This is a genomic window from Pseudomonas sp. NFACC05-1, from assembly GCF_900100135.1.
In the GTDB taxonomy this organism is placed as follows: domain Bacteria; phylum Pseudomonadota; class Gammaproteobacteria; order Pseudomonadales; family Pseudomonadaceae; genus Aquipseudomonas; species Aquipseudomonas fluorescens_Q.
The window spans coordinates 1-15,333 of the sequence record NZ_FMTR01000023.1 but is presented as its reverse complement, the minus strand read 5'-3'; the positions used below and the strand labels follow the sequence as shown (position 1 = coordinate 15,333).

Here is a 15,333-nt window from a genome sequence, read left to right as displayed (position 1 = left end):
TGTACCGCCGCCATCGCGAGCAAGCTCGGATCCCACAGGTTCTGCGGCGGGCCCAGGATCTGAGTGTTGCCACAGCTCCAATGTGGGAGCGAGCCCGCTCGCGATGACGGCAGCAGATCCACCACCCTATTTCGTTAGCTCTGCATCCTAATCTCATCCACCAGCAGCTTGACTGCTGGCCTGTCGACCAACTCCCGCCACGGACCATCGTCCACGATTGCCCCGTCATGCATCACAATGACCCGATCAAACCGATGCAGGTGGTCAACGTCATGGGTGACACAGATCAACCCCTGCCCAGCAAAAACGTCGAATAACAGGTCCCAGAGGGGCGTGGTCAGCCTGGGTTCGATGGATGCGCTTGGCTCGTCGAACATATTGAATTTTCCGGGCTTGTTGATCAGGCGCAGCAGCGAGAGGCGTTTGGCTTCACCTCCCGAGATATTCGATGCATTTTCGCTGACCTGACGTGTTGTCACGATCTCATCCAGTTCCAATTGCTGTATGGCTCTAGACAAAATCGGCGATGCGTTGCCTCCGAACAGAACCGATTGTTCAAAAAAGCCTTCCAGAAACCGTGGTTGTTGGGGACAGTATCTCAAGGCGTCCAGGTGAGCTTGACCGGTCAAAAGTGAGACCGGTGCCGAGTCGATACTCAGTTGGTCTCGCGTTGATGCATCAAGTCCGGCGAGCACTTCCAGAAAAGTGGTTTTGCCTGCACCGCTAGGGCCCGTAACGGCCACTGACTGCCCTTGAGTAAATGCCAGGGAGCGCTTGATCGACAGGCGAAGCGGTCCTGCTCCTGCCACTTCGCAGGGGCCGAGTTCCAGGACTGAGGACCGCTGGAAATCGACCCACGCCAGCCGATTGCTGTGATCGAAATCCGGAAGTGATAGCAGACCTTGAAATTGATGCTGGTCTGCAAGGAACTGATCAAGAACACGATACCCTTCAGTTAAGGTCGAAATACTGAGCAGATAGCTCCCCGCGATTGAAAAAATGGCAACCAACTGCCCGACACTGATACTGGGCTGACCCGACAGTTGGTCCACGACGCCCCAGTAGAGCAATCCCCCAGTGGAAAGGCTGATGAACAATATCTTGGCGGTGCTCAGCAGGCCGCCCGATGATGCTGTAGTCACCGCAGCGTTGGCATAGCCTCCGAACGCCGCGTTCAACGGGCGCAGGGCCGTAGGTATGGTGCTTTCCAGTTTTATGACTTTTCCTGCGTTGAGGGTGTTGTAGAGGTGGGCACTTAATTCATCTTCCTGCTCATTGACTGCATCGATGTGCTTTCTCCGCCATCTGATGATTTTATGGGTAGCAGCCAGATAGATGATTCCGAACGCCGTCATGCTCAAAAAGATTTCACTGCCCCCAATATAAATAAAAGCCGCCCCAACAACTAGGAACTCCAAGAGTACGGGAAGCGCAATGGTCACAATGAACGTTAGCAGTTGTTCGTGAGCAGTAATTCCGCGCTCGACCGATTTGATGAAGTGGCCGATCCTCCAGGAATTGAATAACGAAAACTCCTTGCCCATGAGTTCGGTGATCCACTCGATGGACGCATTCATGATAATGCTTTGTACCAGCTTGGACAGCGCATGGATTTGCAGCGGAGTGATGATGGCATGAATACATCCCGCGACAATCAAGCCTGTCGTCAGTGCGAGCAGCGTGCTGGATGCTGGGTTTCTGTTGCCTTGCAGGGTGTCGATGATGGTTCCAAGTAACAGTGGCGGGGCGAGTGTGATGAGTTTGAGTGCGATGATCGTGACTATGGTCACTGCTAGGAGTTTGGTGTGTTTTTTATAGGCGTTTTTTATCATTGTGCGGATGCTGTGCATGTACTCGCTCCTGGTCGATTCGTGTTTCGGTAGTTCAACCGCGCAACACGTGCTGAGGCGCCACCAAGCGACCGCTTCGAATGATATTGAAGCGCTCAAGTCCTGGGATATAAACTTGAGTGACAAGGCTGTTGCTTGAAAAGCGGGCTACGGTTCGACGGAATATTTTCAATCCTGTATTTGATAGGTTTTTTTGCAGTGTTTCTAATTGTGCGGAAACTGTCGTGGAGCCGGTGTGCGCAGGAATATCAATAATAGGAAGTGTCGCACTTGTGACTGGTGCGAAGTCGATTAGATGTTTAAGGTGCTTTGATTGGGATAGTAAATCAAAAGCTTCTCTATCTATAGATTCTTCAGTTGCATCATATAAGTCCTCGGACTGGAACTGTTCAGTTACTGCCCTTTGGATTGCAGTATGGATTTCAAGCGAGCATCCGGAGCCAATGGGTGAAAGATGGTGAGGTCCAGGGCCTGCTTTGGGAAATGCCACGGCAAAATAAACTGACAGCACATCCTTGATAATAATCACTCGCAGTTTTCTCACTGATACCAAGGCAGAGGGGTGACCCCTCAGCGCTGTTTCAAGCAAAGCGGTAGAAGGTATGTACAGTTCTATTGCCGGGCCGAGGCCACAGATAGTCATATAGAAAAGAGACAGGATATGCCTCTCGATTATTTCGTGTGTGCCATGTAACAGTGCTTCGTTCTCTGTGCAACCAAAAGCAATTCCTGAGTTTGATGAGTAGCGAGATAGAAAATGCAATGCGGAATTCGAATCTTCGTGGACGGATTGCGTCGTTTCAGGGCATAGAAGGGCGCAAGGGGCGAATAACTCTTCATTGTTGTCGAGCGACGTAAGCCTATAGCATTCGATTAATTTTCCGGTGTGAGGCAGGCTGGTAAAAATCCCATCTTCTGTGACGGCTTTTTGAGTAGCTATCTTATCGGAGCGATACCGTGGGGGAGAATCAGCAAGCGGCTGAAAGGTGCTGAAGTGTTCAATGCTTTCTGCCAGTGCGCCTATAAGTGAGTCTGGTCCCTTGCCAGCCCCCGATTCAACTAGATTATCGTTGCCATCAAACAACTCGGCCGTCGCTACTAGCTTGGATGGTGTCGTGTACCGTGTTACTGCACTGAGGCCCAGTGTATGAAGCGTGGACATGATATTGAATAGCGCTTCGGTGGGTGCTAGTTCTCGTTCGGACATATGGATCTCCGTTAATAGATGCCGGAAGGAGATCCTTCCGGCATCTGTTCGCCGATATTTAATCGGTCACTGGTTTAATTGATCAGTGACGCAAAAAAATCGGCTTCCGTTTCGAGGAGGCCTTTAGAAAAACCTAATGCCTGTGGCAGACCAAAGAAGGTATTATTTATTTCAGAGCGTTTCCTGCCCATGTCGATTTACTCCAATGTAGTTAATGGGTGTCGCGACGCGAGTGCCCAACTTGCGTGTGTTCGCAAGTGATTAATTAATAACATTGAGATGGGGTGAAGGCTATTGCGGGACTTCCGAGGCTGTCGTAGGTTTGTTCTTGCTGTTGAGTAGGAGGGCGATGTAGGAATGTAGCTGCTTTGTTGAAAGCATTGTTTCTCGCTACTGTTTTCGTCGTTTGGAATGTTTATATTATTTTAAGAACGGATCGAAAGGGTCATCCGACAAGGCTGCAGAGGTGTTATAAGGCGGGGGTGTCCGGGGAAGGTTGTGTTGCGTGCAGGTCTGAATGGACACGGTTGCCATCGCGATCCTGCTTGCGATGGCATATTCGAAGGCGGCAATACGTCAGCCTACCCACGCCCCCGCATTCACCAGATTCGCCGGTCGCTCCCCCGCCAATGCCGCCAGCAGGTTGTCCACCGCACAGCGCGCCATCGCCTCCCGTGTCTCATGGGTGGCCGAGCCCATGTGGGGCGTTGCCACCACATTGTCCATCTGCAACAGCGGCGAATCGGCATTCAAGGGTTCGTGCTCGAACACATCCAGTCCCGCGCCACGGATCTGGCCGTTGCGCAGGGCGTCGATCAGTGCCGCTTCGTCCACCACTTTGCCTCGGGAGATGTTGATGAAGAGGGTCTCGGGACGCATTCGGGCAAACGCCTGCGCATCGATCAGCCCTTGGGTTTCAGCCGTCAAGGGCAAGGTCAGGCAAACGAAGTCCGCCTGCTGCAACAATGTTTCGAGGCTGCAATAGCGTGCGTTGAAACGCTGCTCGACCGCGGGCTTGGGCGAATGGCTGTGGTAGAGCACCGGCATGCCGAAGCCGAAGTGCCCGCGCTGGGCCAAGGCTTCGCCGATGCGCCCCATGCCAATGATGCCCAGGGTCTTGCCATGGACGTCGGTGCCGAAATGCCGGGGGCCGATGCTCTGTTGCCAGCCGCCGCTGCGCACCAGGTTGGCCAGTTCCACCACGCGCCGGGCGGTTGCCAGGATCAGGGCGAAACCGGTGTCCGCGGTGGTTTCGGTGAGCACGTCCGGGGTATTGGTCAGCAGGATCCGGCGTTCGGTCAGGTAGTCGATGTCGTAGTTGTCGACCCCCACCGAGACGCTGGCGATGGCTTGCAGGTTCGGCGCCAGGTCCACCAGTGCCGCATCCAGCTTGAGGCTGGCGCCCAGCAGGCCGTGGGCCGTGGACAGGGCGTCGCGCAGTTGTGCCAGGCCCTGGGCATCGAGGCGTTCGATGAGCGTGACTTGGGCCTGGGCTTGCAGGCGAGCCATCAATTGAGGTGACAGCGTTTTGTACAACACCACGTGCTTTTTCATGGATGGGTCTCGATTCAGGAGCGGGCGGGCGCCGGGTTTGGCGTCGCGGGGTGGGAGACGGTCCGGTCGCTGGCGCCGGGCTTGAGGGCGAGGGTCAGCACGACCGACAGCAGCAAGGCGCCGCTCATCAGCAGGAAGGACATGCCAGGGGAGCCGGTGGTGCCGTTGAGGTAGCCCACCAGGTACGAGCCGCCGAACGAACCCAGCGCGCCCATGCTGTTGATCAACGCCATGGCGCCGCCGGCGACATTGGCCGGGAGGATTTCCGGAACGATGGCGAAGAACGGACCGTAGGGCGCGTACATGCAAGCGCCGGCGACCACCAGCAAGCCATAGGACCACCAGAAGTGCTCGGCCCCCAGCAGGTAGGAGGCGTAGAACGCAATGGAGGCGATCAGCAGCGGCGGCCAGACGAAACGCTTGCGCTTCTGCGCCTTGTCCGACGCCCAGGACACCACCAGCATGCCGATCACCGCCGCCAGGTACGGCAAGGACGACAGCCACCCGGCCTCGACCATGTTCATCTGTAGGCCGGCCTTGAGGATCGACGGCAACCACAACACAAACCCGTAGACGCCGATGCTCCAGCAGAAAAACTGCAATGCCAGGATGATCACCTTGGGAGAGCGGAAGGCTTCGGCATAGTTCTTCACCGCCTTGATGCCGACCTGTTCGGCGGCCAAGGCACTTTCCAGATCATGTTTTTCCTGGTCGCTGAGCCACTTGGCCTGGGCCGGGCGATCATCGGCCAGGCGCCACCAGACAAAGGCCCAGAGCACCGCCGGCAGGCCCTCGATGATGAACATCCAGCGCCAGTCGAATCGCTGCACCAGGTAACCCGAGACCACGGACATCCACAGCATGGTCACCGGGTTGCCGAGGATCAGGAAGGTATTGGCGCGCGAGCGTTCGGCCCGGGTGAACCAGTGGCACAGGTACACCAGCATCGCCGGCATCACCGCGGCCTCGACCACCCCGAGCATGAAACGGATCACGATCAGCCAGTAGGCGTTGGCGACCACGCCCGTCAGGGTGGCCAGCGAACCCCAGAGGATCAGGCTGACGAAGATCAGCTTCTTCACACTGTGCTTTTGCGCGTAGATCGCCCCCGGGACCTGGAAGAAAAAGTAGCCGAGGAAAAACAGGGCGCCCAGCAGCGACGAAAGCCCTGGGGTGATCATCAGGTCCTTGGCCATGCCCGAGGCGGCGGCAAATCCATAATTGGCCCGGTCGAGGTAGGCCAGGCTGTAGGTGATGAAGACGATGGGCATGATGTACCACCAGCGGCGGGTGGCGAGGTTGAGCGTTTGCATGTCGTTGACTCCTGAGCTTGTTGTTTTTGTTGCAGCAGGTGTGTTTTGCGGTGGCCTCTATCGCGAGCAAGCTCGCTCCCACAGGGGTTAACTCGATCCCATGTGGGAGCGAGCTTGCTCGCGATAGGCGGTTTCAAATTCAGCCAATAACTCAAGGCGCGTCGGCAACCCTTCCATATCCCCACGGCTCTGCACCGCGCGGCTGCCAATCCAATTGGCGCGCTGTACGGCCTCGGTGATGGCCTGGCCTTCGAGTAATGCGCTGATCAGGCCCACGGCGAAGCCATCACCGGCGCCCACGGTGTCCACCACTTGGGCCACCGGCACGCCGGGGATGACGCCTTGGTCCAACGCCGTGCGGTAATAGGCCCCGTCCGCGCCGAGCTTGATCACGACGATTTCGGCGCCTTGGTCCAGGTAGAACGCGGCGATGTCGGCCGGGTCGTCGAAACCGGTCAGCAGCCGGCCTTCGCCGAGTCCCGGCAAGACCCAGTGGGCGAGGGCGGCGAGGCGATTGATTGCAGTGATCATCGTCGACTCGCTGGTCCACAGGCTTGGCCTCAGATTGGGGTCGAACGACAGGCTGCGGCCGGCCGCGCGCATACGGCTCATCAATTCAAAGGACATCTCGCGGGCCGTGACCGACAACGCCGGGACGATGCCGGTGGCGTGCAAGTGACGGGCTTCAAGCAGCGATGGCGCGATGGAATCGATCGACAGATGACTGGCCGCCGAGCCACGACGGAAATACTCGACTTGCGGGTCGCTGCCATTGTCGGTACGGGACTTGAACTGAAATCCGGTGGGGTGCGTTGGATCGACCGCCACGTGACGACAATCCAGGCCTTCGTTTTCCAGTGTCTGCACGACGAAGCGTCCCAGGGAATCGGCGCCAACCCGGCTCAGCCACGCGACCTTGAAGTCCAGGCGCGACAAACCGATGGCCACGTTGCTGTCGGCCCCGGCAATGCGCTTGTGGAACTGGTCGACGCTGGCCAGGTCACCGCGCTGGTCGGCCACCAGCATCGCCATGGTTTCGCCGAACGACAGCACATCGAACTCAGGCATGGGCAGGCTCCCGGCGTGGTTGCCCGAGGCGGGCAAGGGTGGCGACATGTTCAGCGGTCAATTGCAGCAAGTCTTCGCCTTGTAGCGGGTATTCGGCGGCGCGCATTACACCGACGGGCATGTGCTTGAGCAGTTGCTCCCACAGGTGCAGGTCGGTCATGGCCGGAGGTACGGCGACCAGTTTGCCGTCGGCGCGCTGGGCCACTGCCTTGCAATGCACGTAAGCCACATACCGTCCGAGCTGTCGGGCGGCGACGGCGGCCGATTGGTCCTGCCATTGCCAGTTGCCGATGTCGAAGGTCATGCCGACGGGCAATGCATGCTCTTCGGCAGCGGTGAAGAAACGTTGCAACGGTTCGATCCGCCCGCCTTGCAAGGTCTGGTCGTTTTCCACCAGCAACTGCACTGGGCTTGCGCCGAGCACATCCGCCAGTGCTGACAGGTCATGGGAGTCGGTGAAGTGCCCGAGGGAGACTTTTAGCCATGCCGAGCCGAAAGCCTCGGACCGTTGCAGGGTCAGTGCCAGGGCCGGGTTGGGCCTGGACTGCCCGGCGAGCCACAGCTCCAGTGGCGACGAGAAAACACTTTGCAGCCCCTGGGCGCGAGCGCGAGCGGCCAGCTCGGCGGGCTGTTCGGTGGTGAGCAATTCTTCGCGCCATTCGATGCGCGAGGCGCCGGCGGCGGCCAGCAGATCGATGAAATGGCCTTGGCCTTGTTGCCGTACCAGGTCGGCGCCGTAGCTGGAAAGGCTGATGGAAACGGGTGGTTTGTTCATTGTTATTGCACCTATGAAACCGGTTTCAGTTTTATTTAAAAAAAGGGGGGTGTGCTTCAGGTCCTCATCGCGAGCAAGCTCGCTCCCACACGGGATCTGTGGCGCACTGAAGATCCCTGTGGGAGCGAGCTTGCTCGCGATAGGGCCCTCACCATCACCGACCATTCCCAAGCGTCGACCCACGCTCAATCAGCTGCGCCGCAAAATCCAGGGTCCGCACCGGCCCGTTGTCACCGCGCAAGCGCTTGAGCAGGCATTCGAAAGCGCTGGCGCCGATCTCGGCGGTGGGTTGGGCCAGGGCGGTGATGCCGCTGCCCACCAACGGGTACCAATCCAGATCGTCGAGGGCGATCAGGCCTACGTCGTCGAACAAATGGCAACCCAGGTCGCGCAAGGCTTGAGTGGCGGCCAACGCAGCAATGCCGTTGGCGCAGAACAGTGCCTTGGGGCCAGCGCCCGGCTGGGCAAGGAAGGCCTCGATGCGTGCGGTCAACCGGTCACAGGTTTCCACCACGGCGCCGGTCAGGGCAGGGCGGCGCTCGATGCCGGCCTTGAAACTGTCGACCCGCTCGATCCGCGAGCTGGTGCCGTCGAAGGGCTCGCTGACCAGGAGCAGATCGCGGTAGCCCCGTTGTTCAAGGTGGTCGAGCGCCATCGCGACGGCGGCCGGGTTATCCAGTCCCACCAGGTCGCTTTCGAGCCGATCAACCTTGCGATCCACCAGCACCAGCGGCATCTCGCTGCGCAGTTCGAGCAGTTCCTCACGGTGATGCCCCAGGGTGTTCACGATCAGCCCTTCGATATTGTAGGCGCGCAACAACGCCAGGTGCTGGCGCTCCTGCTCGTCATCGCGATCGGTGTTACACACCACTAGGCTGTAGCCATGGCGACGGCAGGCGGTTTCCACGCCATGCATCACGGCAATTGAATAAGGGTTGCGGATATCGGCCACCAGCATGCCGATCAGGCGCGTGCGTCCGCGCTTGAGGCCACGGGCCATCTGGTTGGGACGATAGCCCAACTCATTGATTGCCTGCTCGATGCGCCGGGCGATGGCCTCGGAGAGCAGGGCGCGGTCCTCGCCAATGAAGCGCGAGACACTGGCCTTGGAGACCCCGGCGCGTTCGGCGACGTCAAGCATGGTCACGCGGCTGCGCTGGGCGGCGGAGAAAGAATTCACGGATAGAAACCTGCTTATTGGAATTATTTAGCGGCTCTGAAACCGGTTTCAGGAAACCTCAGAATCCAGTCGGTCGTCAAGGGCGTCTTGATACGAGAGCGACCGACGGTGATTCACCTCGTGGTAAGGAGCCGCAGCGTGGGTAGGATGTGGTGGGAAGGCTCACGCGAACCAGTGTGGCGAGGGAGCTTGCTCCCGCTGGGCTGCGCAGCAGTCGCCATTCGTGCTCGCGCGGTTTGGCTGTCAGATCGTGGTGTGTGGTTTTTGGGGCTGCTGCGCAGCCCAGCGGGAGCAAGCTCCCTCGCCACAAGAGCTGCCCGACTCCTATCCTGAATCCCTGGCGCTGCTGAGCTCAGAGCTGACTTATATAAGTCCCGGTGCCCCGGAGAATGTTCTGCAACGTCAGTTCCACTTCCGCCAGGTCCGCCGTATCGCTGTTATGAATGATTTCCAGCACATCATCGCCATTCAGGGCATCGGCGTCCGCTGCGGCGATTTCGATCTTCAGCAGGGTCGGGCTCAGGGTCACCTTCACGCCATCGAGTGTCGAAGGCTCGCCATCCAGAGTGATTTCCAGTGCGTCTTCGTCGGGGTAGCGGGACATCAGGAACATGTCGCCCTGGGCGCTATGGCAGCAGAGCATGGCCATGTTGTCTTCTTCTTCGTCGCACGGGTTGGCGATCAGAAGGGCGGTGGTCATTTGCATGGTGATGGCTCCTGGCTCGATGAGCCCTGCGGGGGAGTAAAAGGTGGATTTTGCCAGCCGGGAGGAATTTCTGCTGGATTACCGCTGCCAGACGCAGGATCCAGCGATGATTTCACGCCGCCAGGTGCCGTTTGGCCCTTGGGCTGCTAGGGTTGTTCGATGCGCACGGGCTGTTTAGCTAGCCGATGACCGAATATGTCGCAGCGCTGCAAGCAGGCAGGTTGTCGCACTCGTTAAGCTGCGCAACGGATGTGCACCTGCAAAGGCCATCCCACGGGTGTTTTTTGCAGGTGCCCATGACATGAAATTACATGGAAAAGGATGTGACCTGCGGGTCCTGTCCAGCTTCATCCACCTGTCATCCTGTTTCCTCTGCCCGAGAATCAGGAACGGGATGGCCGATAACCCCGCAAGGGGTTGCACGCGACGCTTTCATCAATAACAAGCCCAAGCGGAGTACCACAGATGGCGTTCTTCACCGCAGCCAGCAAGGCCGACTTCCAGCATCAACTGCAAGCGGCACTGGCGCAGCACATCAGTGAACAGGCACTGCCACAAGTGGCGCTGTTCGCTGAACAATTCTTCGGCATCATTTCCCTCGATGAACTTACCCAGCGCCGGTTGTCCGACCTCGCCGGCTGCACCCTGTCTGCCTGGCGCCTGCTTGAGCGCTTCGATCACGCGCAGCCGCAGGTGCGCGTCTACAACCCCGATTACGAACGCCACGGCTGGCAGTCGACCCACACGGCCGTGGAAGTGCTGCACCACGACCTGCCATTCCTGGTGGACTCGGTCCGCACCGAGCTGAACCGTCGCGGCTACAGCATTCATACCCTGCAAACCACCGTGCTGAGCGTGCGTCGCGGCAGCAAGGGCGAGTTGCTGGAAATCCTGCCAAAAGGCACCCAGGGCGACGACATCCTGCAAGAGTCGTTGATGTACCTGGAAATCGACCGTTGCGCCAACGCCGCCGAACTCAACGTCCTGAGCAAGGAACTTGAGCAAGTGCTGGGCGAAGTGCGCGTGGCCGTGGCCGACTTCGAACCGATGAAAGCCAAGGTCCAGGAAATCCTCGACAGCCTGGACAGCAGCGCCTACGCCATCGACGCTGATGAAAAGAGCGAGATCAAGAGCTTCCTGGAATGGCTGGTAGGTAACCACTTCACCTTCCTGGGCTACGAAGAGTTCGTGGTTCGTGACGAGGCCGATGGTGGCCACATCGAGTACAACCCCGATTCGTTCCTGGGCCTGACCAAATTGCTGCGCGCCGGCCTGACCGCCGAAGACCTGCGCATCGAAGACTACGCCGTCAATTACCTGCGCGAACCGACGCCGCTGTCGTTCGCCAAGGCCGCGCACCCGAGCCGCGTACACCGTCCGGCCTATCCTGACTACGTGTCGATCCGTGAAATCGACGCCGACGGCAAGGTCATCAAGGAATGCCGCTTCATGGGCCTGTACACCTCTTCGGTGTATGGCGAGAGCGTGCGGGCCATCCCGTACATCCGCCGCAAGGTCGCGGAAATCGAGCGTCGCTCGGGCTTCCAGGCCAAGGCGCACCTGGGCAAGGAACTGGCCCAGGTGGTCGAAGTACTGCCCCGTGACGACCTGTTCCAGACCCCGGTGGACGAGCTGTTCAGCACCGTCATGTCCATCGTGCAGATCCAGGAACGCAACAAGATCCGCGTGTTCCTGCGCAAAGACCCGTATGGCCGTTTCTGCTACTGCCTGGCCTACGTGCCACGTGACATCTATTCCACCGAAGTGCGCCAGAAGATCCAGCAAGTGCTGATGGATCGCCTGAAGGCCTCGGACTGCGAGTTCTGGACCTTCTTCTCCGAATCCGTACTGGCCCGTGTACAACTGATCCTGCGGGTCGACCCGAAGAACCGCATCGACATCGACCCGTTGCTGCTGGAAAAAGAAGTCGTGCAGGCCTGCCGCAGCTGGAAGGACGATTACGCCAGCCTGGTCGTCGAGAGCTTCGGTGAAGCCCAGGGCACCAACGTGCTGTCGGATTTCCCGAAAGGTTTCCCGGCCGGCTACCGCGAGCGCTTTGCTGCGCACTCGGCCGTGGTCGACATGCAGCACCTGCTGAGCCTGAGCGAAAAAAATCCGCTGGTCATGAGCTTCTACCAGCCGCTGGGCCAGGTCTCCGGCCAGCGTGAGCTGCACTGCAAGCTGTATCACGCCGATACGCCACTGGCGCTGTCCGACGTGCTGCCGATCCTGGAAAACCTCGGCCTGCGCGTGCTGGGTGAATTCCCGTACCGCCTGCGCCACACCAATGGCCGCGAGTTCTGGATCCATGACTTCGCGTTCACCGCCGCCGAAGGCCTGGACCTGGATATCCAGCAACTCAACGACACCTTGCAGGACGCCTTCGTCCACATCGTGCGTGGCGATGCCGAGAACGATGCCTTCAACCGCCTGGTGCTGACCGCCGGCCTGCCATGGCGCGACGTGGCGCTGCTGCGTGCCTATGCCCGTTACCTGAAGCAGATCCGCCTGGGCTTCGACCTGGGTTACATCGCCAGCACCCTGAACAACCACACCGACATCGCTCGCGAGTTGACCCGGTTGTTCAAGACCCGCTTCTACCTGGCGCGCAAACTCACCGGCGATGACCTGGAAGACAAGCAACTGCGCCTGGAGCAAGCGATTCTCTCGGCCCTGGACGACGTCCAGGTGCTCAACGAAGACCGCATCCTGCGTCGCTACCTGGACCTGATCAAGGCCACCCTGCGGACCAACTTCTACCAGACCGACGCCAACGGCCAGAACAAGTCCTACTTCAGCTTCAAGTTCAACCCGCACCTGATCCCGGAACTGCCCAAGCCCGTACCGAAGTTCGAGATCTTCGTCTACTCGCCACGGGTCGAAGGCGTGCACCTGCGCTTCGGCAACGTGGCTCGCGGTGGCTTGCGCTGGTCCGATCGTGAAGAAGACTACCGCACCGAAGTGCTCGGCCTGGTAAAAGCCCAGCAAGTGAAGAACTCGGTGATCGTGCCGGTGGGCGCCAAGGGCGGTTTCCTGCCACGTCGCCTGCCGTTGGGCGGCAGCCGGGACGAGATCGCGGCCGAGGGCATCGCCTGCTACCGCATCTTCATCTCGGGCCTGTTGGACATCACCGACAACCTGAAGGACGGCGTGCTGGTACCGCCGGCCAACGTCGTGCGTCATGACGACGATGACCCGTACCTGGTGGTGGCGGCGGACAAGGGCACTGCGACCTTCTCCGACATCGCCAACGGTATCGCCATCGACTATGGCTTCTGGCTCGGCGATGCGTTCGCCTCCGGCGGTTCGGCTGGCTACGACCACAAGAAAATGGGCATCACCGCCAAGGGCGCGTGGGTCGGCGTGCAGCGCCACTTCCGCGAACGCGGCATCAATGTCCAGGAAGACAGCATCACCGTGGTGGGTGTCGGCGACATGGCCGGCGACGTGTTCGGCAACGGCTTGTTGATGTCCGACAAGCTGCAACTGGTCGCGGCCTTCAACCACCTGCACATCTTCATCGACCCGAACCCGGAGCCTGCCAGCAGCTTTGCCGAGCGCCAGCGCCTGTTCGATCTGCCGCGTTCGGCCTGGACCGACTACGACACCAGCATCATGTCCGAAGGCGGCGGTATCTTCTCGCGTAGCGCGAAGAGCATTGCCATCTCGCCACAGATGAAAGAACGCTTCGACATCAAGGCCGACAAACTGACCCCGACCGAACTGCTCAATGCCTTGCTCAAGGCACCGGTGGATCTGTTGTGGAACGGCGGTATCGGCACCTACGTCAAGGCCAGCACTGAAAGCCACGCCGATGTCGGCGACAAGGCCAACGACGCACTGCGCGTGAACGGCAACGAACTGCGCTGCAAGGTCGTGGGCGAGGGCGGCAACCTGGGCATGACCCAACTGGGTCGCGTCGAGTTCGGCCTCAATGGCGGCGGTTCCAACACCGACTTCATCGACAACGCCGGCGGCGTGGACTGCTCCGACCACGAAGTGAACATCAAGATCCTGCTCAACGAAGTGGTGCAGGCCGGCGACATGACCGACAAGCAACGCAACCAGTTGCTGGCGAGCATGACCGACGAAGTCGGTGGCCTGGTGTTGGGCAACAACTACAAGCAGACCCAGGCCCTGTCCCTGGCGGCCCGTCGCGCCTTTGTGCGGATCGCCGAGTACAAGCGCCTGATGAACGACCTGGAAGCCCGTGGCAAGCTGGATCGCGCCATCGAGTTCCTGCCGACCGAAGAACAGCTGGCCGAACGTGTCGCGGCGGGCCATGGCCTGACCCGTGCCGAACTGTCGGTGCTGATCTCCTACAGCAAGATCGACCTCAAGGAAGCGCTGCTCAACTCCCTGGTACCGGACGACGACTACCTGACCCGTGACATGGAGACGGCGTTCCCGCCGACACTGGTGAGCAAGTTCTCCGAGGCCATGCGTCGCCATCGCCTCAAGCGCGAGATCGTCAGCACCCAGATCGCCAACGACCTGGTCAACCACATGGGCATCACCTTCGTGCAACGGCTCAAGGAGTCGACGGGCATGAGCCCGGCGAACGTGGCGGGCGCTTATGTGATCGTGCGCGATATTTTCCATCTCCCGCACTGGTTCCGGCAGATCGAAGCCCTGGACCACCAGGTGTCCGCCGACGTGCAACTGGAGCTGATGGACGAGCTGATGCGCCTGGGTCGTCGCGCCACGCGCTGGTTCCTGCGCAGCCGCCGCAACGAGCAGAACGCTGCCCGTGACGTGGCGCACTTCGGTCCGCACCTGGCGGCGTTGGGCCTCAAGCTCGACGAACTGCTGGAAGGTCCGACCCGCGAAGGTTGGCAGACCCGCTACCAGGCCTACGTGGCCGCTGGTGTGCCGGAGCTGCTGGCGCGCATGGTTGCCGGCACGACGCACCTGTACACCTTGCTGCCGATCATCGAGGCGTCCGACGTCACCGGCCAGAACGCCGCCGATGTGGCCAAGGCCTACTTCGCCGTGGGCAGCGCCCTGGACATCACCTGGTACCTGCAACAGATCAGCGCACTGCCGGTGGAAAACAACTGGCAGGCACTGGCCCGTGAAGCGTTCCGTGATGATGTCGACTGGCAACAGCGGGCGATCACCATCTCGGTCCTGCAAGAGGGCGATGGCGCCCAGGACGTGGAAACTCGCCTGGCACTGTGGCTGGAGCAGCACCACGAAATGGTCGAGCGCTGGCGTGCCATGCTGGTGGACATCCGTGCTGCCAGCGGTACCGACTACGCCATGTACGCGGTCGCCAACCGCGAGCTGTTGGACGTGGCAATGAGCGGTCAGGCGGTCGTGACGGCCAACTGATTCGGCGTTGAATGAAAAAGCCCCGCATTGAGAGATGCGGGGCTTTTTTTGGTGCGCCAGGCATGGCGCGTTGCGCGCAAGCGCAACCAGCTTGGCTGTGGTGGTCACGCTGGTGACTTGGAGGTGAAAGTCCTCTACACACCCGGCAAGGGGAAGTGTTAGCCAGAGGCAAGGGTGTCGCGGGTGACTGCGAATCTGAAGGAAGCCCGAGGCAAAATGCTGGCCTGACGAACAGGAAGCGGATTAGGCGGTGCAGCGGGGTAAGGTAGCCAAAATTGCCAAAGCCCAATACTTGCACGGAACGCTGTGACGTAGATCCGACAGGCATAAGCAGGAAGGTCGCGCG

General features: G+C 59.8%; 9 protein-coding genes. 1 reads left to right on the top strand and 8 read right to left on the bottom strand.

Features of this window, described 5'->3' with window-relative positions; genetic code table 11:
* Window positions 1-134: 134 nt before the first annotated feature.
* From BLO97_RS24750 to BLO97_RS24715, 8 genes are all read right to left on the bottom strand, one after another.
* Window positions 135-1,850, bottom strand: coding sequence for an ATP-binding cassette domain-containing protein (locus tag BLO97_RS24750; RefSeq protein WP_092348688.1), 1,716 nt, complete (start codon window positions 1,848-1,850; stop codon window positions 135-137).
* A 34-nt stretch (window positions 1,851-1,884) separates the two neighbouring features.
* Window positions 1,885-3,057: a YcaO-like family protein gene (locus BLO97_RS24745; RefSeq protein WP_256572298.1), complete on the bottom strand. Its 1,173-nt coding sequence runs from the start codon at window positions 3,055-3,057 to the stop codon at window positions 1,885-1,887.
* A 576-nt stretch (window positions 3,058-3,633) separates the two neighbouring features.
* Window positions 3,634-4,611, bottom strand: a complete 978-nt coding sequence (locus tag BLO97_RS24740; protein WP_092348685.1) for a 2-hydroxyacid dehydrogenase — start codon at window positions 4,609-4,611, stop codon at window positions 3,634-3,636.
* A 14-nt stretch (window positions 4,612-4,625) separates the two neighbouring features.
* Entirely contained in the window at window positions 4,626-5,924 is a 1,299-nt protein-coding gene (locus BLO97_RS24735; protein WP_092327794.1) for an MFS transporter, read from the bottom strand.
* 87 nt (window positions 5,925-6,011) lie between these two features.
* The gene (locus BLO97_RS24730) at window positions 6,012-6,992 is read right to left on the bottom strand and encodes a sugar kinase (protein ID WP_092348682.1); all 981 of its coding nucleotides are present in this window, start codon (window positions 6,990-6,992) and stop codon (window positions 6,012-6,014) included.
* Complete coding sequence (locus tag BLO97_RS24725; protein ID WP_092348679.1) at window positions 6,985-7,767, bottom strand: sugar phosphate isomerase/epimerase family protein; 783 nt, start codon at window positions 7,765-7,767, stop codon at window positions 6,985-6,987. The genes BLO97_RS24730 and BLO97_RS24725 overlap by 8 nt, the downstream gene beginning before the upstream one ends.
* A gap of 154 nt (window positions 7,768-7,921) precedes the next feature.
* A complete protein-coding gene (locus BLO97_RS24720) occupies window positions 7,922-8,947 on the bottom strand; it encodes a LacI family DNA-binding transcriptional regulator (RefSeq protein ID WP_092348677.1) in 1,026 nt (341 codons plus the stop codon).
* A 352-nt stretch (window positions 8,948-9,299) separates the two neighbouring features.
* A complete protein-coding gene (locus tag BLO97_RS24715; protein WP_092145895.1) occupies window positions 9,300-9,653 on the bottom strand; it encodes a hypothetical protein in 354 nt (117 codons plus the stop codon).
* A 465-nt stretch (window positions 9,654-10,118) separates the two neighbouring features.
* Between BLO97_RS24715 and BLO97_RS24710 the strand changes: the two genes are divergently transcribed.
* Entirely contained in the window at window positions 10,119-14,987 is a 4,869-nt protein-coding gene (locus tag BLO97_RS24710; RefSeq protein ID WP_092145893.1) for an NAD-glutamate dehydrogenase, read from the top strand.
* The last annotated feature ends 346 nt before the right edge of the window (window positions 14,988-15,333 follow it).